This is a genomic window from Klebsiella sp. JN_Kp126 (assembly GCF_033843325.1).
Taxonomy (GTDB): Bacteria; Pseudomonadota; Gammaproteobacteria; order Enterobacterales; family Enterobacteriaceae; genus Klebsiella; species Klebsiella michiganensis.
Map to the genome: position 1 here is coordinate 1 of NZ_JAWXQV010000049.1, position 20,196 is coordinate 20,196.

General features: G+C 56.4%; 16 protein-coding genes and 1 pseudogene. 6 read left to right on the forward strand and 11 right to left on the reverse strand.

Annotated features, from left to right (window positions below; all coding sequences use genetic code 11):
• Nucleotides 1–108: 108 nt before the first annotated feature.
• The 7 genes from SIK97_RS08110 to SIK97_RS08140 form a co-directional block, all read right to left on the reverse strand.
• Nucleotides 109–1,461, reverse strand: coding sequence for an LLM class flavin-dependent oxidoreductase (locus SIK97_RS08110; RefSeq protein ID WP_049101199.1), 1,353 nt, complete (start codon nt 1,459–1,461; stop codon nt 109–111).
• A gap of 46 nt (nt 1,462–1,507) precedes the next feature.
• Nucleotides 1,508–2,407, reverse strand: coding sequence for an ABC transporter substrate-binding protein (locus SIK97_RS08115; RefSeq protein ID WP_014838787.1), 900 nt, complete (start codon nt 2,405–2,407; stop codon nt 1,508–1,510).
• A gap of 41 nt (nt 2,408–2,448) precedes the next feature.
• The gene (locus SIK97_RS08120) at nt 2,449–3,117 is read right to left on the reverse strand and encodes an ABC transporter permease (protein ID WP_014229784.1); all 669 of its coding nucleotides are present in this window, start codon (nt 3,115–3,117) and stop codon (nt 2,449–2,451) included.
• Entirely contained in the window at nt 3,117–3,746 is a 630-nt protein-coding gene (locus SIK97_RS08125) for an ABC transporter permease (RefSeq protein ID WP_014229783.1), read from the reverse strand. The genes SIK97_RS08120 and SIK97_RS08125 overlap by 1 nt, the downstream gene beginning before the upstream one ends.
• Nucleotides 3,739–4,827, reverse strand: a complete 1,089-nt coding sequence (locus SIK97_RS08130) for an ABC transporter ATP-binding protein (RefSeq protein ID WP_025108425.1) — start codon at nt 4,825–4,827, stop codon at nt 3,739–3,741. The genes SIK97_RS08125 and SIK97_RS08130 overlap by 8 nt, the downstream gene beginning before the upstream one ends.
• Nucleotides 4,828–5,005: 178 nt before the next feature.
• Complete coding sequence (locus SIK97_RS08135) at nt 5,006–5,692, reverse strand: RluA family pseudouridine synthase (RefSeq protein ID WP_014229781.1); 687 nt, start codon at nt 5,690–5,692, stop codon at nt 5,006–5,008.
• A gap of 59 nt (nt 5,693–5,751) precedes the next feature.
• Entirely contained in the window at nt 5,752–6,645 is an 894-nt protein-coding gene (locus SIK97_RS08140) for a LysR substrate-binding domain-containing protein (protein ID WP_004851947.1), read from the reverse strand.
• Nucleotides 6,646–6,960: 315 nt separating this feature from the next.
• Between SIK97_RS08140 and pckA the strand changes: the two genes are divergently transcribed.
• Nucleotides 6,961–8,601: a phosphoenolpyruvate carboxykinase (ATP) gene (gene pckA, locus SIK97_RS08145; protein WP_057174143.1), complete on the forward strand. Its 1,641-nt coding sequence runs from the start codon at nt 6,961–6,963 to the stop codon at nt 8,599–8,601.
• Between the two features lie 233 nt (nt 8,602–8,834).
• Nucleotides 8,835–9,329 carry a hypothetical protein gene (locus SIK97_RS08150; RefSeq protein ID WP_014229779.1) on the forward strand — a complete coding sequence of 165 codons (495 nt, stop codon included), beginning with the start codon at nt 8,835–8,837 and terminating at the stop codon, nt 9,327–9,329.
• 78 nt (nt 9,330–9,407) lie between these two features.
• Here SIK97_RS08150 and SIK97_RS08155 read toward each other — a convergent pair whose 3' ends face one another.
• Nucleotides 9,408–9,935 carry a lipocalin family protein gene (locus SIK97_RS08155; RefSeq protein ID WP_014229778.1) on the reverse strand — a complete coding sequence of 176 codons (528 nt, stop codon included), beginning with the start codon at nt 9,933–9,935 and terminating at the stop codon, nt 9,408–9,410.
• 274 nt (nt 9,936–10,209) lie between these two features.
• Between SIK97_RS08155 and uraH the strand changes: the two genes are divergently transcribed.
• Nucleotides 10,210–10,584 (forward strand): hydroxyisourate hydrolase, encoded by a 375-nt coding sequence (uraH, locus tag SIK97_RS08160; protein ID WP_029946983.1) that lies wholly within the window; start codon nt 10,210–10,212, stop codon nt 10,582–10,584.
• Between the two features lie 80 nt (nt 10,585–10,664).
• On the opposite strand, the gene SIK97_RS08165 is transcribed toward uraH, so the two are convergent.
• Complete coding sequence (locus SIK97_RS08165; protein ID WP_004851939.1) at nt 10,665–11,099, reverse strand: PTS sugar transporter subunit IIA; 435 nt, start codon at nt 11,097–11,099, stop codon at nt 10,665–10,667.
• Nucleotides 11,074–12,535 (reverse strand): annotated as a pseudogene (locus SIK97_RS08170) (sugar porter family MFS transporter). The gene SIK97_RS08165 and the pseudogene SIK97_RS08170 overlap by 26 nt, the downstream one beginning before the upstream one ends.
• A 990-nt stretch (nt 12,536–13,525) precedes the next feature.
• On the opposite strand from SIK97_RS08170, the gene SIK97_RS08175 reads away from it, so the two are divergent.
• The 3 genes from SIK97_RS08175 (at nt 13,526) to SIK97_RS08185 (ending at nt 17,881) form a co-directional block, all read left to right on the forward strand.
• Nucleotides 13,526–16,738 (forward strand): molybdopterin cofactor-binding domain-containing protein, encoded by a 3,213-nt coding sequence (locus SIK97_RS08175; protein ID WP_049078901.1) that lies wholly within the window; start codon nt 13,526–13,528, stop codon nt 16,736–16,738.
• Between the two features lie 12 nt (nt 16,739–16,750).
• Nucleotides 16,751–17,209 carry a (2Fe-2S)-binding protein gene (locus SIK97_RS08180; RefSeq protein ID WP_009651983.1) on the forward strand — a complete coding sequence of 153 codons (459 nt, stop codon included), beginning with the start codon at nt 16,751–16,753 and terminating at the stop codon, nt 17,207–17,209.
• A gap of 66 nt (nt 17,210–17,275) precedes the next feature.
• Complete coding sequence (locus SIK97_RS08185; RefSeq protein WP_014838779.1) at nt 17,276–17,881, forward strand: CTP--molybdopterin cytidylyltransferase; 606 nt, start codon at nt 17,276–17,278, stop codon at nt 17,879–17,881.
• Between the two features lie 65 nt (nt 17,882–17,946).
• Here the strand turns inward: SIK97_RS08185 and fdhF are convergent, their stop codons facing one another.
• Nucleotides 17,947–20,094 (reverse strand): formate dehydrogenase subunit alpha, encoded by a 2,148-nt coding sequence (fdhF, locus tag SIK97_RS08190; RefSeq protein WP_077598948.1) that lies wholly within the window; start codon nt 20,092–20,094, stop codon nt 17,947–17,949.
• Nucleotides 20,095–20,196 lie beyond the last annotated feature (102 nt).

The window sequence follows — 20,196 nt, forward strand, 5'->3', positions numbered from 1 at the left end:
AGCGCACCTTCCCCGGAGGCGGCGCGTTGCGCCTGTCCGGGCTACCGATCCGCAGGCGGTTGTGAACCCGTAGCCCGGTCAGCGCAGCGCCACCGGGGAACAGCCGCGCTATGAAGCCAGCGGTTTGCCATCCCCGCGGGCGAAGCGGTTTTCGACGACCGGCAGACCCAGCTTCTCGCGCAGCGTGCCGGTCGGATAGCGATCCCGCATCGCGCCGCTGCGCTGCAGAATCGGCACTACCTGCTCAACGAAGCGGTCGAAGTCCCCCGGCAGCAGCGGGAACATCAGGTTAAAACCATCGGCGGCGCCGGCGCGCCAGGTTTCCGTCAGCGCGCTGGCGATCTCCTCGGCGCTGCCGATGAGCAGCCAGCTATCGGAGCTTTGCAACAACAGCTTGCCCAACGCCAGGATCGACAACTGCGGATCGTAATCACGAATCAGCCTGAGGGCGGTGCGGATCCCATCAAAGGTCTCTTCCTCCGGCAGCGGCGGCAGCGGTTGGTCGACGGGATAAGCGGATAAATCCATGCGCAGATAGGAAGAGAGCAGGTCGATGGCCATCTGGTCGCTCATTAGCTGCTCGTTAAGCCGCTGGCGCTCTTCCTTTTCCGCGTTTGAATTCACCACCACCGGTAAAACGCCGGCGATGATTTTGAAATGCGCCGGATCCCGGCCGTGGCTGCGCAAACGCTGGTTCATCTCTTCGCGGTAGGCCAGCCCCTCAGCGATAGATTTGATAAACACAAAATGCATATCTGACCAGGCGGCGGCGAGGTTTTTACCCGCCTCCGACGAGCCGGCCTGCACCAGGACCGGGTGCCCCTGCGGCGGGCGAGGGACGTTCAGCGGCCCGCGCACGCGGAAGAACTCGCCCGCGAAATCAAGATGATGCACCTTGCTGGAATCGGCAAACAGCCCGCTGGCTTTGTCATAGCGCACCGCGCCGTCTTCCCACGAGTCCCACAGCTGAGTGACCACATCAATAAACTCACCGGCGCGCTGGTAGCGGCTGCCGTGCTGCGGCAGGTGGTCAAGGCCGAAGTTGGCCGCCTCCTCCTCCAGCCATGAGGTGACGATATTCCAGCTGGCCCGCCCGTTGCTGAGAAAATCGAGGGAGGCAAAATAGCGGGCGAGATTATAGGGCTCGTTATAAGAGGTGGAAGCCGTGCCCATCAGGCCGATATGTTCCGTCACCGCCGCCAGCGCCGAGAGGAGAGTGATGGGCTCCAGCCGGGCGTTAGCGTAGTGGGTTAAGCCGCTGGGCACCGTGTCCCAGATAGCGATATGGTCGGCGATAAAAATGGCGTCGAGCGTCGCGGCCTCCGCTTTACGGGCCAGATCGGCATAGTACTTGAGGCTGAAAATTTCCTTCTCCGGCGCCTGCGGGTGACGCCAGGAAAAGCGGTAGTCACCTTGGGGATTGAAGAAGAAAAGGTTCAGGATCATAGGATTATTTGGCATTTTCTCGGCTCAGTTGGAGGTGATGCCTTCCCTGGCATGGCGGCAATTAGTTGCCGTTGAGGTGCGTTTTGACCCACTGTTCGGCCACCGCCGCCGGATCTTTATGCTGCAGATCGACCTGCTGGTTAAGTTCGATCAGCGCGGCGTTGTTCAGCTTGCCGGAGACCTCATTGAGCACTTCGCTGATTTTCGGCGTCAGGCTGGCTTTGCGCACCAGCGGCACCACGTTCTGGCTCGGCTGCTCATGCTTATCATCCTCCAGGACCACCCAATCCTCTTTCGCGAGGTTGCCCTGAGTGGAGACGACCGTGGCGACGTCGATTTTGCCGGAGTTCAGCGCCAGACGGGTCAGCGGCCCGCCCATATCCAGAGATTTCACCGCCTTAAATTCAAGTCCGTAGACGCGCTTAAGGCCCGGCAGGCCCAGGGCGCGTACCGGGAATTCCGGCGGGCCGCCGATAGTCAGCTGATGGGCCACGGGCTGCAGGTCGGAAAGCTTGCTGAGGTGATATTTTTTTGCCGTTTCCGCGCGCACGGCCCAGGCGGTAATGGACGAGGCCGGGGAGGGGGTGAGCAGCGTAAAGTCCGCCGGCAGCGCTTTAGCTAACTCAGCGCTAACGTCGCTCTGGCTGGTAGCCAGCGTTTTGCCGTCATAATAGTTCAGCAGGGCACCGAGATATTCCGGAACAATATCAATTTCGCCGCTCTGCAGCGCCGGAATAATAATCTCGCGATTGCCGAGATTAAGACGGGTTTTCACCGCAATATCGTTTTTCTTTAGCGCGCTGGCGTAAATATTGGCAAGGATTGAACTTTCGGTGAAATTCGCTCCGCCAATGGTGACGTCCTGCGCCAGGGCGTTAAAACTTAAGCTTAATAATCCCGCGGTGAATACCGAAAGACGCAAGCGGCGACGATACGCGGAAATGCTAAATAGCTGCTTCATAATACCTCTTTACCTGCAGGTGGTTTTTTGTTGTTGGGAAATTAATTTATTTGCGTGACCGGCGCCGGAACGATGCGCCGGGAGAGTAATGAAAAAAGCAGCTCGCAGCCGATGGCCAGCAGCGATACCACTAGCGAACCGGCAATGACCTGGGGAATATCGCGCTGGCCAAGTCCGTCGATCAGAAAGCGCCCGAGGCCGCCAAGGCCGGCGTAGGCGGCGACGACGGCGGTCGCGATCAGCTGTACCAGCGCGGTCCGCAGGCCGGCGAGTATCAGCGGCGCGGCGAGCGGTATCCGCAGCTGCCACAGGCTCTGGAGTGGCGTCATGCCCAGCGCTTTTGCCGCATCGCACAGCTGACGGTCGGCATGATAAATGCCAACCCAGGCGTTGGTGAGGATCGGCGGAATCGACATCGCCACCAGCGCGGTAAAGACCGGAATATCATTAAAGCCAAACACAATAATGCATAAAAGAATTAAACCTAAAGAGGGAATGGCGCGACCAATATTAAACAGATTAATAATCACAAACGCGCCCTTGCGCCAGTAGCCGAGAATAATCCCCAGCGGCAGCGCAATCGCCGAGGCAACGACGATGCTAATCAGCACATAATAAAGATGCTCGCGCAGGCGAAGTAATATTCCCGCATCGCCTGTCCAGTGCTGCGGTTGTAATAACCAGTGAAATGTTGCTTGCAGGATATCCATTAGCGGGCCCACGGCGTTAGCCAATAGCCGACGCGGGCAATCAGCGAATCCAACAGCAGAGACAGCACAACGCTGAGCACCAGGCTGACCGCGATAGGCGTGACAAAGTTCTGGTTAAACCCGGCTAACAGAAGCTGCCCGAGACCGCCCTGGCCAATTAAGGCGGTGACCGTCACCAGCCCGACCAGCGTCACCGAAGCGATGCGTAACCCGGCGAACAGCGAGGGCAGCAGCAGATGCAGCTCTATATCGACAAAACGAAACCAGCGGGTATAGCCCAGCGCGCGCGCAGACTCCAGCACCGTCGCCGGGAGTTTCTCTATTCCGGCGATAACGTTGCGCAGCAGGATCAGCAGCGAGTAGAGCGTCAGGCCGATGATTGAGGTCATCAGCGACAGTCCGGTAAACGGCAGTAATAGAATAAACAGCGCCAGAGACGGGATGGTGAACAGTATCCCGCACAGGTAGATCAGCGGCTGGGCGGCCGCGGGCCAGCGCAGCGTCAGGCTAATCAATACGCCGGTGAAAAGGGTGCCGAAAAACAGCGCAACGATCACCAGCTGTACATGCTGCCAGAGCAGTTCACCGATCATGATTTTGTTGTCGAGGATCCACGGCCAGTCAATCATAGCGGCGAAGATCCACGTGGCCTTCCAGCACGTTCTGCAGCAGAGCGTGGGAGATGCTGCCCTGATATTCACCGTCGGTATCGACATGAACCACTACGCCGCCGGGCGCATCCAGCAGCGCGCTGTAGGCAAAGCGCAGCGTGTTGATGGCCGCCAGCGGCGCGTCGACCGGCAGCGTCCGGCGCTTAACCGGATCGAACCAGTTCAGCGGACGCCGTTTTTTGTCCAGCACCAGGCGCAGCGGACTGGCGACCGGCGGATGCGGGCTGGCGATGGGGGAGAGGCTCTCATCAATAAGCGGCACGTCATGACGCGGGAGCTGTCCGACCTGAATTCTCCCCAGCCGCTGCAGATTCGGTTCGGGGCCGATAAAACGGCGCACAAAGTCGCTGGCCGGATGCGACAAAATATGGTCAGGCGTGGCGAACTGCGCCAGCTCGCCGCCCTCCTGGAAGATAGCGATTCTATCGCCAAGGCGAATAGCTTCATTGATATCATGGGTCACCAGGACGATCGTTTTGCGCAGGCGCTGTTGCAGCAACAGCAGCTCGTCCTGCAGGCGCTCGCGAACCACCGGGTCGATGGCGGCGAAAGGTTCGTCCATCAGGAGAATAGGCGGATCGGCGGCCAGCGCTCTGGCGATCGCTACGCGCCCCTGCTGGCCACCGGAAAGCTGGTGCGGATAGCGGGGCAGGACGTTGCGGTCGAGAGACATCAAATCCACTAATTCGTCGATGCGCGCCTGGATATGCTTTTTGCTCCAGCCGAGAAGGCGCGGAACCGTGGCTATATTTTGCGCGACAGTACGATGCGGAAAGAGGGCGGCGCTTTGCATGACAAAGCCAATTTGGCGGCGCACCTGAATAATATCGGCAGCGGCAAGCTTAACGCCCTGAACGTATACGTCACCGGCGTCAGGAATATCCAGCTGATTAATCATCCGCAGAATGGTTGTTTTTCCGCACCCGCTGGGGCCAACGAAAGTGCACAGCTCGCCGCTATTAATCACCAGATTAAGGCCGCGGATAGCCGCATGCGCGCTGCCGGGGTAGGTCTTGCGAATATTATCGAGTTTAATCATAAAGCCGTTGCGCCCTGAATGTTCTTTCATGAAAAGCATGAATAGAGCACAAGCTACAGAGGCGGTGATTAACGAGCAAATATGATATTTGCATTTGCAATGCCGCGATTCGAATTAAAGCGTCGACGTCAATCAGCGTGCGGGAGAGATTCGGTAAAAGGGCTGGTGAGCGGGCGAGTTAAAACCCGCTGGGGCTTATCGCATCGATCCGCTCTCCGCTAACCGGATGCACGAAATGCAGTTCGCTGGCGTGCAGCATCAGACGCGGCGCCTGTTCTGTTCCCGGAAGCAACAGACCGCCGTACAGATCGCAGCCCAGAATAGGGTGGCCAAGCCACTGGCAGTGGATACGCAGCTGATGGGTGCGGCCGGTTTCCGGCGTCAGCTGGACCCGCGTCACCGGCACGCTACCTTGATAGCGCAGGCGCTCAACCACCCGATAGCCGGAGCGGGCAGGCTTGCCGCGGCGCGGGCAAATCGTCATCAGCGGAAACAGCGCCGGATCTTTGGCTATCGGAGCGTCAACGGTTCCTTCATCATCCGCCAGATGCCCGCACAGCAGCGCGCTGTAGACTTTGCTCACCGCACGTTGGCTGAACTGCTGGCAGAGCGCGGCGTTGATGGCCTTGTTGCGCGCAATCACCATCAGTCCGGAGGTGCCGAAATCAAGACGATGCGCCAGAGTGCAGCCGGGAAACCGCTGTACCAGCCTATAATGCACCGAGTCGAGATTACGCGGATTTTTCCCCGACAGACTCAGCAGGCCCGAGGGTTTATCGATCAGCAGCAGATGGTCATCCTCGTAGAGGATGTCGATTTCAGCGTGGCACGGCGGGGCGATAAAGGTATCGATAATCGTAGACATCAGGCTGCACGGAGAGGGAGTGGATGCGGATGATAGCGAATTTCCCGCCGCCATGCGAGTTATGCGGTCACGGTATTCATAGACTTAATATGCTGCCAGAAGCGCTCGGCTGACTGGTTGAGCCGCGCGCCGGAGCGGTAAATATAGGCGCCGATCGGCAGCGACAGGCTCTCATCCATAATCGTCAGGCGGCCCTCCTCAAGCTCGCGCTTGATAGAGTACTGCGGCAGCCAGCCCACGCCGTCGCCGTTGAGGATCATGCGTTTTAATAGCTCGCTCATCGAGGAGACAAAGGTCAGCGAAAAGGTGATCTCCGGCTTGCGGTCGATCACCTGATTCACCTGGCGCCCCATATAGCTGTCGTTGGCGTATTTCATCAGCGGCAGCACCCCGCGGTGTAAATGAAAAAGCGGCCTGCCGTGTTTATCGCAGGGAGAAACGAGGTGCAGCGCCGAGTCAAAAATTTTGTGATTGATAAACGGATAGTTCATCAGCTCTTCATTATAAAATGACAGGATAAAATCACTTTTGCCTTCTTTCAGGTTGAACACCGCATCGTTGACGTTAATCGATTCAACATGAAAAGTTTTATTCTTTCGGTCGGTATAACCGGCGATGATTTCCGGAAGTAATAAAACGGAAAGCGACGGCGCCGCGTCGATTCTTATTTTCTGGGTGGTGTTGTTCAGCCCTTTAATTCGGCTAATCTGGAAGTCCATGTCGTCGAGCATATTTCGCGCATAGCCGACAAAAATCTTCCCGCGGTTGGTCAGCTGCAGCGGGTTTGCCGAACGGTCGAAGATGCTGAAGCCCAGCGACGCCTCGAGCGCCTGGATGCGGCGGCTGAAGGAGGACTGGGAAATATTGCGGCTTTTTGCCGCCAGGGTAAAGCTTCTGGATTCCTCAAGGGCAATCACATCGTAAAGCCATTTTACTTCAAGATTCGCCAGCACCGATCCGTTCCTCTGCCCTGCAATAATAGCTATGCAATTTTAGCATGACGTATAGAAACTATGCAATTAACATAATTATCTACAGGTGTTAACATTTTTTGCAGAGTTAGCTTATGACTTATTCGTGCAAACGATATTTCTAAAGTTCAGGCGACACCCTACACGAGCACGATTTTACATCGCCGGCTCTGGTCTGTTCATCCTGTTTATTTAATTTCACGATGGTTTTTTTATTAAAATAAATCCATCCGCTTAGCTGACAGGTTGAAATACCCTAATAGCATCTTATCCAGCCAATAGTTTGTCAGGAGTGCCATGTCACGTATTGAATCAGTAAAAGACGCTCTTCTTTCGCTCGGTATTCAGGAGAGCAGCGAGCTGTTTTATAACCCCGATTACGACTTGCTGATTGCGCATGAAACCAGCCCGGAATTAACCGGCGCGGCGCGCGGCGTCATGACCGAGTCCGGGGCCGTTGCCGTGGATACCGGGATCTTTACCGGGCGCTCGCCGCGCGACAAATATATTGTCAGGGACGATCTGACGCGTGACACCGTCTGGTGGGCCGATTCCGGCCTTGGCCGCAACGACAATAAGCCGCTATCCACCGAGATATGGGCAGATCTGAAGGCGCTGGTCGCCGGACAGCTGAGCGGCAAGAAATTATATGTCGTTGATGCGTGGTGCGGCGCCAGCCCGGCAACGCGCCTGGGCGTCCGCTTCGTCACCGAAGTGGCCTGGCAGGCGCACTTTGTCAAAAACATGTTTATTGCGCCGAGCGCAGAGGAGCTGGCTGAATTTACGCCGGACTTCGTCGTCCTCAACGGCGCGGGCTGCACCAACGATAAATGGCAGGAGCAAGGGCTCAACTCCGAGAACTTTGTCGCGTTTAACCTGAGCGAAAAAATTCAGCTTATCGGCGGCACCTGGTACGGCGGCGAGATGAAAAAAGGCCTCTTCTCGGTGATGAACTATCTGCTCCCGCAGCAGGGCATCGCCTCGATGCACTGCTCGGCGAACCGCGGTGAAGCGGGGGACGTGGCCCTGTTCTTCGGTCTTTCCGGCACCGGTAAGACCACGCTTTCCACCGATCCGCTGCGTCAGCTGATCGGCGATGACGAGCACGGCTGGGATGATGACGGCGTGTTCAACTTCGAAGGCGGCTGCTATGCCAAGACGATTAATCTTGACCCGCAGGCCGAGCCGGAAATCTATCGCGCGATTCGTCGTAACGCGCTGCTGGAAAACGTGGTGGTCAGAGCCGATGGCAGCGTGGATTACGCCGATGGCAGCAAGACCGAAAATACCCGCGTCTCTTATCCGCTATCGCATATTGAAAACATCGTGAAACCGGTGTCGCGTGCGGGCCATCCGTCGAAGGTGATTTTCCTTGCCGCCGATGCCTTTGGCGTCCTGCCGCCGGTATCCCGTCTGACGACCGAGCAGATGCAGTATCACTTCCTGTCTGGCTTTACCTCGAAGCTGGCCGGTACCGAACGCGGCATTACTCAGCCCACGCCAACGTTCTCCGCCTGCTACGGCGCGGCGTTCCTGCTGCTGCACCCGACGCAGTACGCCAGCGTTCTGGCGGCCAAAATGGCGGAGGCCGGCGCCGAGGCCTGGCTGGTTAACACCGGCTGGAACGGCGAAGGCAAGCGCCTTTCGCTGCGCGACACGCGCAATATCATCAGCGCGATTTTAAACGGGACCACCGGCGAGCTGCGCGAAGAAACGGTACCGGTATTCGGTCTCGCTATCCCGCAAAGCGTGCCTGGCGTGGACAGCGCGCTGCTTGACCCGCGTAGCGGCTGGCCTTCTTCCGACAAATGGCAGGAGAAGGCCGAGAGTCTGGCGCAACTGTTTATGGATAACTTTAAGCAATATACCGATACCGATGCCGGCGCCCGGCTGGCGTTAGCCGGCCCAACGCTGACAAAATCAGCCATCACCGCCTAAGCTCTTTTTTCAGTGACCAACCCGGGCAGCCGCCCGGGTTTTTTACGTCAGCCCTCGCCGGGGGAGTGGCGCAGGAACTTGACTCTGCCTGGTTAGCGATTATAAATAAAGGGATGCAGGGCTAAGTATTGGGGCTAAATAATTTCATGACATCATTGTTATGAGAATTATCCTGGCAACCCTGCGGCGATGACTTCCCCGATACGCTGATATTAATAAATAAAGGAATGACTATGAAACTCTGGAGTAAAACGCTGATCGCTTCTGCCGTTTGCTTAATTCTCGCCGGCTGTGATGATTCATCAAAAGTTGATGCAAATCTGGATAAAGCAAAAGATAACGCGCAGCAAATTAAAGAGGCGGCGTCCGATAAAGCCGAAGCAATTAAGGATGAAGCGGATAAACACATTGATGCGATAAAAAAACAGGCGGCGGACGAGGCGAACAATCTCAGCAGCCAGGCCTCCAGCATCAAGGCGGAAGCGGATAAAAAAGCGGAAGCTATTGCTCAGCAAGCCCAGGCCCAGGCTGATGCCGTGAAGCAGGATGCCCGGCAGAAAAGCGACCAAATCGTGCAAGAAGCGGGAAAAATTAAAGACAGCGCGATTGTTGATGCCAATAACCTGGCCAACGATGCGGCGAATAAAACCAAAGAGATTAAAGAGAGTATCGCTCCCGCTAAAACCGCAGAAGAGGCGGCCGACTCCAGCCAGCCGTCATCGCACTAATTATTTATTGTCTTCCAGCCTTATCGCCACATTATCTTCAGCTCGTTGGTTCGCTGAAGATAGTGTGGATTCAGCCTGTTACCCGTGGTTCACCCAGACTAATTTTTCTACCGGGAAGCCGAGATCCCGCGCGATGCGCAGATACTCCTGCTTGATGGATTCCGGGATGGTCGGCGTGCGCGACAGGATCCACAGATAGCCGCGATCGGGACCGCTGACCAGCGCATACTGATATTGGCTATCCAGGGCGATCACGTTGTAGCCGCCGTAAAACGGGCCAAAGAAGGAGACTTTCAGCGCGGCGGTGGTCGGCGCCGCGGTAAAATACGCTTTACCTTCGCTCTCGCTCCATTTCTGTTTCCGCGGATCGTAACCGCGGTTAACCACGCTGATGCCGCCATCGCTGCGCTGACCATACGTTGCGGTAACCCGCTCCAGGCCGCGTTCAAAACGATTTTCGAGCCGGGCAACCTCATACCATTTCCCCAGATAACGGCTTGCGTCAAAGTTATTTATCGGCTGGACCCCCTTGGGCGGAGTGGGGGATTTACAGGCGACAAGCGTCAGGGCGATAGCCACACCCGTCAGAACTGGCCATATCTTCATGTGAATTCCTTTTGTGAACGCGGAAGAAAATAAGTATAGCGCAAGCGCGCGGGCCTTTATTCACTCCCCAGGGATGCACCTTATATTCAGATAATTCTATCACTTCGAATGGGCTGTTGCCCTGCTCGCTATTTTCCTCGTCCTGCTTCCGTTAAGGCGATTATCACAAAAAGTTGAATATATTTTAGCGGCCCAGGTGCTAACGTTTGAACGTTATTATTCACAACGGGAAAACATCGTGAAAAAATTATCCAGTCTGATTCTGTTATCTGCTATGTCTGTGGCTCCAGCCGCATTTAGCGCCCCCGTCGGGACGCTCAGCGTACATATTCTCAATCAGCAGACGGGTCTGCCTTCATCGGGCGTGACGGTCACCCTTGAAAAACAGCAGGCGAATAAATGGACAGCGCTGGCCACCGGCGTCACCGACAACGATGGTCGTATTAAATCGCTCTATCCAGCTGAAGGGGATATGCAGCCGGGGATTTATAAAGTGACCTTCAAAACCGGCGATGACTTCAGCAAACAGAAACTGGCCTCGTTTTTCCCGGAGATCCCGGTTCTCTTCACCGTCACGCGCACCAATGAAAAGCTGCATATTCCACTGCTGCTCAGCCAGTATGGTTACTCCACATATAAAGGCAGCTAATCGCTACGTCCATCCTGAATAAGCAAAAAGCCTGCGCGCAAGCAGGCTTTTATCGGGCGACTATCGGGAGATAGCCGTGCTTAGTGATTCTGCTGGAGGATCCTTAAAAAATCCTCTTTATTAGCAATCAACGACAGCGCTCTGGCGATGACTTCGTCGCTAAAGATCGACGCCACCTCTCTCAGCACATCGATGTGCTCGCTCTCTTTAGCAATTACGCCAATGGCAATAAACATGACGTTATTTCTGTCCCAGATCACGCCGTCAGGGAATTGATAAATCTCCACCCCCGTTTTGACAATGATGCTGGTGGCTGATTTAGGCAGGTGCGGCAGCGTAATGCCATTGCCTAAAAAGGTGGAGACCTGACGCTCTCTTTCAGCAAGAAACGCCACGCAATCTTCGCTGACGTACCCTCTGGACTTAAAGTCCGCGCCAATCATGGCCAGGACTTCTGCTTTATTTTTCGCCCGGCACGACAGATGGAGATTATCCTGCGTAATAGTATCGATCATAATCCGTTTTCCTTGGTGGCCGTATTGAATCCCGCTGTAGATTTATTTGCTGAAAGCTCCTCTTCCAGCTGCTCCAGCGATTTATTGGACGTTTCAGGCAGCGCCGCGATGACAAAAACAATCGCCAGGTAGTTAATCGCGGCAAAAATCAGGAATACCGGACCTAACCCGAGCTTGGCCTGCAATAATGGGAACAGATAGCTGACGATGGCGTTCATCACCCACATGAAAAATACCGATATGCCCATCGACAGTCCGCGGAACTTGAGCGGGAACAGCTCAGCCAGCACTACCCAGGTGATAAATCCCATCGTTCCCTGCATAACGCCAACGAACATCGCGCCAAGCAGCCAGATGGCCGTGGCTTTGACGTCGCCGACCAGCGTGTAGTCTACGCCGGCAATGATAAGGTGCAGGGTAGCCATGATCGCGAACCCATAAATAATGATGGTTTTACGTTTAAAACGATCGACGAGGTACAGCACGCCAAATAGCATGCCACCGACGGAGAACACGCCATTGAGTACGTTGCAGATGAGGGAGGTTCTTTCTGAGAATCCGGCGCTGCTGAGGATCTCAGTACCGTAGTACATAATGACGTTGACCCCGGTGGTCTGCTGCAGCGCCGCCCAAATGACGCCCACCAGCAGGAGTTTGAAAATCCACGGCGTCTGGAGAATGGTGACAAAGGCGTTCTGCGAATGAAGCTTTTTGTCCGCTTCGGCCTTAATTAAGGTGGTGATATCGTTGAATTCTTTGGTTGCGCGTTCCAGAGGGCGGATTTGCTTTAATATTTCCAGCGCTTCTTCATGACGGTTTTTACTGATCAGCCAGCGCGGGCTTTCCGGCGATCGCAGCATACCGATAAACAGGCAGATGGCGGGAATGGTCTGCACCATCAGCATATAGCGCCAGACGTCGGGGAGATGGCCCCAGAGGATGCCAATAATGGCGTTGATGGCAAATGCGGCGAGCTGCCCGATAACAATGGCGACTTCGTTTAAGCCGGTCAGTTTACCGCGCATTTCGGTTGGCGCCACTTCGGAAATAAAGGTGGGGGCAGTCACCGAAGCGCCACCCACGGCATAGCCGAGGATGAAACGTGAAATAAGCAGTACGGTGATATCCGGCGCCAGAGCGGACATTAATGCGCCGATGAAAAAGATAAAGGATAAAAAGAGCAGGTACTTTCTTCTGCCAAAGAAGTCCGCGAATTTTCCCCCGAATACGCTGCCTAACGCGGCGCCGATCAGCAATACGCTCATGACCAGACCTTCTGTAGTCGGGGTCAGGGCCATATATTGTTTCAGAGAGGAAAATGCGCCATTAATAACGCCGGTGTCATAACCGAATAGCAGGCCGCCAAATGTCGCAACCAGGGTTATCTGGTGTAATCGTTTTCTCTGCTGTAGGTTCAGATTCATAATAAGAGACATTTTTATACCTTTTGTTTTGATTAACGGCACGAGATAAAAACGTGTCATCCCATCCTTGTCACGGCCTGCCTTTGCGCCTGGCGAAGCACGGCCGGGATGAAATAATTTTTGTTCTTAGTGCAACTATTTAGCGCGATTGCTATGCGCTAAATAAAACCGATCAAAGAGGTTTCTTTTTGATTAATGATGAATCATCGGTAGATGCGGGGCTGGGGCCTCCGGGGTGGTTGACGTTCAGAAAGTCCCCGGCTGCGTGAGGGTGGAAAAGGGGCGGGCCAATATAAACGGTTCGGATAAGTCCTGATCTCACTTCCTTCATTGCATCCTCCGGGGGGTTAGGATTTCTGCTGCGCCATCAAGGCGGGCAGAGTGCGTTTAGTGAGAGGTGATTATTACCGCGATAAGTGAAATAAAAATACAAACAGATCACATTTTGAAAGTTTTATTTCGGTTTGGTTTTGTGGGCTATGTGTAACAGCCTTGTGTGGGGAATGGCTGTTTTTATAATTAATTGATATATATGGCAATTTTTAGGATTGTTTACGGGGGGCTGGCCCGGTGGCAGGAAAATGAATTGTTAAAATTATGATATATATCACATTTGTTAACATGCTCGTTTATGAAATTTAAATTTCATTATTGCGTCTGTTTTATTTTTTATTCGAAATCGGGGGCGTCAAAAAGCTTCATCACCTCGATATGCGTTTTGCCGCAGGGTGACGGTTGCGCTCAATGCCCGGCGGCGGCAGGAGCTGCGGATGCACCGCTGGCGTCACCCTGGAAACACAATTGAGAACCGCCAATTATCATAGTGATACGCATGCTCTCGTTTTGATAATCAGCGGCGACCTCATTCGCTTTTTATTCTTTAACCGGCCGCTATTTTTAGATGCGTCTCACATAACTCAGCCTGAAATAACCCTTTATTTATAGGTGGCATAGCCATTGCTTTAATCCGTTATCTTTCTTTGTGAGTGGAGACTGAAAAATATGGATACATTGCTAGTTGGCAGTGAGGTGCCCCGCGTAGACGGGCTCGCCAAGGTGACGGGTAAAGCGGTCTACGGCGATGACATTATTATGAACAATATGCTGTATGGCGTCTGTCGCTACGTGGATATTCCTGCCGGGCGCATCGATGCGCTCGACCTGTCGGAGGCGGAAAAAGTACCCGGCGTCGTGCGTATTGCCACCTGGAACGATATCCCCGGTCAGCGCAAGCTGGGAGCGATTGTTCCCGATCATCCGCCGATTATCGACAAGGAGATCGCCTACCGCGGCGACGTGGTTGCCGTAGTGGCGGCGGAAACCTACGAGGCAGCCTGCATCGCCGTCGATAAAATCAAAATCACCTACACCCCGTGGGAGCCGATTACCTCCCCGGAAGAGGCGATGAAGCCCGGAGCGCGCCTTATTCACAGCGAACTCGATAGCAATATCATCAACCGCCACCACACGGCGAAGGGCGATATCGATGCCGGTTTTGCCGCCTCCAGCCATATCTTCGAACGTGAGTATGAGGTGGGGTTCCAGGAGCACGGCTATATTGAGCCGGAATCGATTACCGCCTACCTGGACAATAATGAACAGATCATGACCATCGAAGGGTCGATTCAGAACGCTCACCGCACCCGGGCGGTGATTGCCAAATATCTCGACCTGCCCCAGGCGAAGGTCAACATTAAGCGCTCCGTCCTCGGCGGCTCCTTCGGCGGTAAAGATGACATTATCGATAACGTCTCCTGCCGCGCGGCGCTGCTGGTGCACCTGACCGGGCGGCCGGTTAAGATCTCTTATAACCGCGAACAGTCGATGCGCGAGAGCTACAAGCGCCATCCTTATAAGATGAAATACCGCATTGGCGTGGACGACGACGCGCGCATTCAGGCGATTAAAATCGACATTATCGCCGATGGCGGCAGCTACTGCGGCCAGACGGTGTTTGTCACCTGGCGCAGTTCCGTGCAGGCGGCGGGCCCCTACAACATTCCTAACGTACGCGTCGATCTGGTGGGCGTTTACACCAACAACAACTATACCTCGGCCTACCGCGGCTACGGCGCGCCGCAGGTCATTTTCGCCAACGAATCGCTGATGGATGACGTGGCGGGCGAACTGGGCCTGTCGCCCGTTGAGTTCCGCCTGCGCAATATTCTCAAGCAGGGCGATACCAGCATGGCCGGGCAGGTCTTCAGCGAGCATACCGTCTCCGCGCGGGAGGTGCTGGAGAAGACGCTGCTCAAGGCCGAATACGAGGCCAAACGCGAGCACTACAAAAAGCTTAACGCGGAAGGCGGCCCGATCCGCTACGGGATTGGCTTCGCGCTGAGCCATCGCGGCTGCTCTCTGGGGGCCGAGGGGCTGGATGCGTCCTCGGCGCTGATTCAGGTGAATGCCGACGCCAGCGTGAACATCTCCACCTCGGTATCCGAGAACGGGCAGGGGCTGCAGACCACCATGTCGCTGCTGGCGGCGGAAGCCTTTGGTATTGGGCTCGACCGGGTGATGTTTAGCGAACCGGCCACCGCGATGATCGCCGACGGCGGCTCAACGGTCGCTTCGCGCGGTACCCTGATGGGCGGGCAGGCGATTCTGAGCGCGGCGAACAAAATTAAACAACGCATGGCGGACGCCGTCAGGGAAACGCTGAAAGCGCAGAGCATCGACGATATCGCCTGGCAAAATGGCAAAGTGTTTAACCGCCACAGCCCGGAGCTGAGCCTCAGCTTCCAGCAGGTGTGCGATATGACCCGGGCTACCGGGGCAAACCTCTCCGCCTACGGCTGGCACGTGGCGCCGAATATTCACTGGGATGAAGAGAAGGGCTGCGGCAGCCCCTATTTCACCTGGGTGTACGGCTGCCAGCTGGCCGACGTGGCGGTGGATATGCGCACCGGCAAAATCACCGTCAATAACGTCGTCGCCACCCACGATGTCGGTAAAGTCATTAACCCGGTTGGTTTTAGCGGCCAGGTCTACGGCGGCGTACTGCAGGGGATGATCGGCTACGGCATGCTCGAGGATTTCAACACCGAGCACGGCGTGGTGAAATCGGAAAACTTCGATACCTATCTGCTGCCGACCATCAAGGATATGCCGCACATCGATATCATTGCGGTGGAAAACTACGATAAAGCGGGCCCGATGGGGGCGAAAGTTATCGGCGAACCGGTACTTGAACTGGGCGCTGCGGCTCTCAATAACGCGGTGAGCTTCGCCATCGACCGCCCCAACCGGACCCTGCCGCTGACCCTCGAGCAGGTTCGCCTGGGTTATAACCTCAAGAAGCCGGAGCGCCAGAGCGAGCAGATGCTGGAGTCTGGCGATAAGAAACAGGTTCACCGCCTCAACACCCTGTCGCTGAGCGTCCCGCAAACCCTGAAAGAGGCCCTGACGCTGATGGCCGAGAAGGGGGCAATGCCTATTGCCGGCGGCACCGATGTGCTGGTGCAGGCCCGGATGCTGTCCGGCGAGGTGCCGCTCGTCAACATTGCCGGACTGGCGGAGCTGAAAGAGATTTTTGACGTTGAGGGCGGGATCTCCATTGGCTCCGGCGTCTGCTTTACCGACCTGGTTAAGCATCCGTTGATTCAGCAGCGCTATCCGCTACTGGTTACGGCCTGTAAAACCGTCGGCTCCCTGCAGCTGCGCAACCGGGCAACGATCGGCGGCAATATCGTCAACGCCGCCCCGTGCGCGGACTCCATGCCGCCGCTCATTATCTACGATGCGGAAGTAGAGCTGCGCAGCGCGCGCGGAACGCGCCGGATGCCGGTCAGCGAATTTGTCGTGGGCGGCTATCGCACCCTTCTTGAGCCCGATGAGCTGGTTGTCCGCTTTATCCTGCCGGCGCCGACGCAGCAGCCGCTGATCAATCGCTATCTGCAGCTTGGCCGGCGCAATGCGTTGAACATTACGCGCCAGAGCTTAACCGGGCAGTTTATGGTCGATAAGGGCGTGGTTCGCCTGTGCCGTCTGGTGGATGGCGCGCTGATGGCCAAACCGCAGCGGTTGACTGAGGTTGAGCAGGCGCTCACCGGGAAGGCGTTAGACGCCGCCGCCATTGACTATGCGGCCGGGGTACTGCACGACAAGGTAGAAAAAGCCATCGGCGGACGCTGGTCTGCGCCTTATAAAGTCCCCGTATTTATCGATATGTTCCGGCAGATGCTGCAGGAAGTTATGACAGAGCAGAAAAAATAAGGAGCCATGAACATGAACCATATTGAGCTAAAAGTGAATGGCATCCGCATTGCCCGCGATGTGAAAGACAATGTCCGCCTGATCGATTTTCTGCGCGAGGAGCTGAAGCTCACCGGCACCAAAGAGGGCTGCTCGGTGGGCGAGTGCGGAGCCTGCACCGTGATTATGGACGGCAAATCGGTCTGCTCCTGCCTGTTGCTGGCCGCCCAGTGCAACGGGGCGGAGGTCACTACCGTCGAAGCGCTGCATCACGATCCGGTCGGTAAAAAATTGCAGAACGCCTTTATTCGTCACGGCGGCGTTCAGTGCGGCTTCTGCACGCCCGGCGTGTTGATGAGCGCCAAGGCGCTGCTGGATGCCAACCCGGCCCCCAGCGACGATGAGCTGAAAGAGGCGCTGGAGGGGAATATCTGCCGCTGTACGGGATATCAGCCGATCATTACCTCGATTAAAGCGGTGCTGAAATCCTGATCGCCGCAAGCGCCGCCGTCGCCAGCCGACGGCGGCGTTATATTCGGCTTCAGGGGGAGGATGACGATGAGCAAAAAAATGGATAAACAGTGCGTTATGCTGGCCGCCGGGCTCTCCAGCCGGATGGGCAAATGGAAAATGATGATGCCGTGGGGCGAGGGAACGATTCTCGATAGCGCCCTTGCCAGCGCCCTGGCGTTCTGCGATCGGGTGGTGCTGGTGACGGGGTTTCGCGGCGACGAACTGGCCGCGTGCTATCGGGATCATCCGGGCGTTGAGGTGGTCTTTAACCCGCAATATCAGGACGGTATGTTCTCTTCTATTCAGTGCGGGGTAGGCCATATTCGCGCTTCGCGTTTCTTTCTGGCGCTGGGCGATATGCCGGAGGTCACGCCGGGCGTCTACCGCCGGCTGTGGGCCAACGCCGACGCCGGGAGCTGCATTATACCGGCCTACGATCGCGGTAAAGGCCATCCGGTTCTTCTGCCCCAGCGGGCGATTTCTCTGATTCGTCGCGCGCCGCAAGGGGCCACCCTGCGGGACGTTATCGGTCAGATGGCGGCGCGCGTTATCCCCGTGGCGAATCAGGGGATTCACTGGGATGTTGACACTCCGCAGCAGTATCTTGAGGTCGCGCGCCGCTGCCGCAAAGATCTGGCCGCCGTCGGTTAGCGCTGGCGGAGGGAAGAAGAAAAGACAATATCGCCCCGGAGCGCACAGCGCCGGGGCGATATTTTTTACCCCGCGGCGCTTTCGCGCAGACGGGCTTTCAACTGGCTGTATTCCTCACTGACGTACCGTTCGGCGGCTCGCTGATCGGCAATACGCTCAACGTTAACGGCGCAGTACTTGTACTCCGGGGTTTTGGTTATCGGGCTGAGATTCTCGGTGACCAGCTCGTTGCAGGCGCCAATCCACCACTGATAGGTCATGTAGACCGCCCCTTTATTCGGCCTGTCGCTGATTTTCGCCCGGGAAATCACCTTGCCTTTGCGCGAGTTAACCCACACCAGCTCCTCGTCCTCAATGCCGAGCCGTTTGGCGTCGGCGGTGTTGATCTGGATGTAGCCCGGTTCGTCCGCCAGTTTGGCCAGCGCAGCGCAGTTGCCGGTCATCGAACGGCAGGAGTAGTGGCCCACTTCGCGCACCGTGGAGAGCACCAGCGGATAGGCATCGCTCAGCTTATCGACCGGCGCCTGCCATTCGCAGGTGAAGAACTGCGCCAGCCCGTTCGGCGTGGAGAACCGTTCCGCAAACAGATACGAAGTGCCCTGGTCCGCCTCCGACTCGTCGCGGCACGGCCACTGCACGTAGCCCAGTTCTCCCATCTTCTCGTAGGTCGCGCCGAAGAAGTTGGGGCACAGATGGCGGAGTTCATCCCAGATCTGCTGCGTGTTGTCGTACTTCATTGGATACCCCATCCGGGTGGCGATTTCGCAGATGATTTGCCAGTCGGTCTTCAGATCCCACTTCGGCTCCACCGCCTTGAAAAAGCGCTGGAAGCCGCGGTCCGCTGCGGTATAGACGCCCTCATGTTCGCCCCACGAGGTCGAGGGCAGAATCACATCGGCCGCCGCGGCGGTTTTGGTCATAAAGATATCCTGGACAATAACCAGCTCCATCTCTTCGAAGGCCTGACGTACGGCGGAAAGCTCGGCGTCGGTCTGGAGCGGATCTTCCCCCATAATGTACGCCGCCCGCACTTCGCCGTGCGCCACGCGGTGCGGCAGCTCGCTGATGCGGTAGCCAGGGTTCTCCGGCAGGCTCTCAACGCCCCAGGCGTTGGCGAACTTCTCCCGGTTTTCCGGGAATTTCACGTACTGATAGCCGGGATAGGTGTCCGGCAGCGCGCCCATATCGCAGGCGCCCTGGACGTTGTTCTGGCCGCGCACCGGATTGACGCCGACGTGCGGTTTCCCCAGGTTGCCGGTGAGGATCGCCAGGCTGGTCAGGGAACGCACCGTTTCGACGCCCTGCCAGAACTGGGTTACGCCCATCCCCCACAGAATCATGGCGTTTCCGGCGCTGGCGTACAGCCGCGCGCATTCGCGAATCTGCCTGGCGCTGATGCCGGTGATGGCTTCCACCGACTCCGGCGTATAGCCTTCGACGATGTTGCGATACGCTTCGAAGCCTTCGGAACGCCCGGCGACGAAGGATTTATCGTAGAGATCTTCTTCGATAATCACCTGCCCGATGGCGTTGAGCAGCGCAATGTTGGAGCCGTTTTTCAGAGCCAGATGCAGGTCGGCAATGCGCGCGGTTTCGATTTTACGCGGATCGCAGACGATGATTTTGGCCCCGTTGCGTTTGGCATTGAGGATGTGATTCGCCACGATCGGGTGCGAATCCGCCGGGTTATAGCCGAAAATAAACACCAGATCGGTATTATCGATCTCGGTGATGGCATTACTCATCGCGCCGTTGCCGACCGACTGGTGCAGACCTGCAACCGAAGGGCCGTGTCAGACGCGTGCGCAGCAGTCGACGTTATTGGTACCAATAACGGCGCGCGCAAATTTTTGCATGATGTAGTTGGTTTCATTGCCGGTGGCGCGCGAAGATCCGGTGGTCTGAATCGCATCCGGCCCGTACTTTGCTTTTATGTCGCTGAGGCGGTTTGCCACGTAATCGAGCGCTTCCTCCCAGGAGACGGACTCCAGCTTACCGCCGCGCCGGCGACGGATCATCGGCGTTTTCAGGCGCGGGGTGAGGATCTGCGGGTCGTCAATAAAATCCCAGCCGTAGTAGCCCTTCAGGCACAGGGTGCCCTGATTATTTTTCCCCATCGCAGCGTCGGCGCGGGTAATTTTTCCCTCTTCTACCGTGAGCTGCATTTTGCAGCCGGAGGCGCAGTAGGGGCAGACGGTCGTGACTCTTTTCATAGCAGTGGTCCTTAAACTTAGAACAGCAGGGCATAGCTAAAACGGCCGTTCAGGCCCTGCGCGATACCCTGCTGCACGACGGGGATCGCCAGCAGCAGCAGG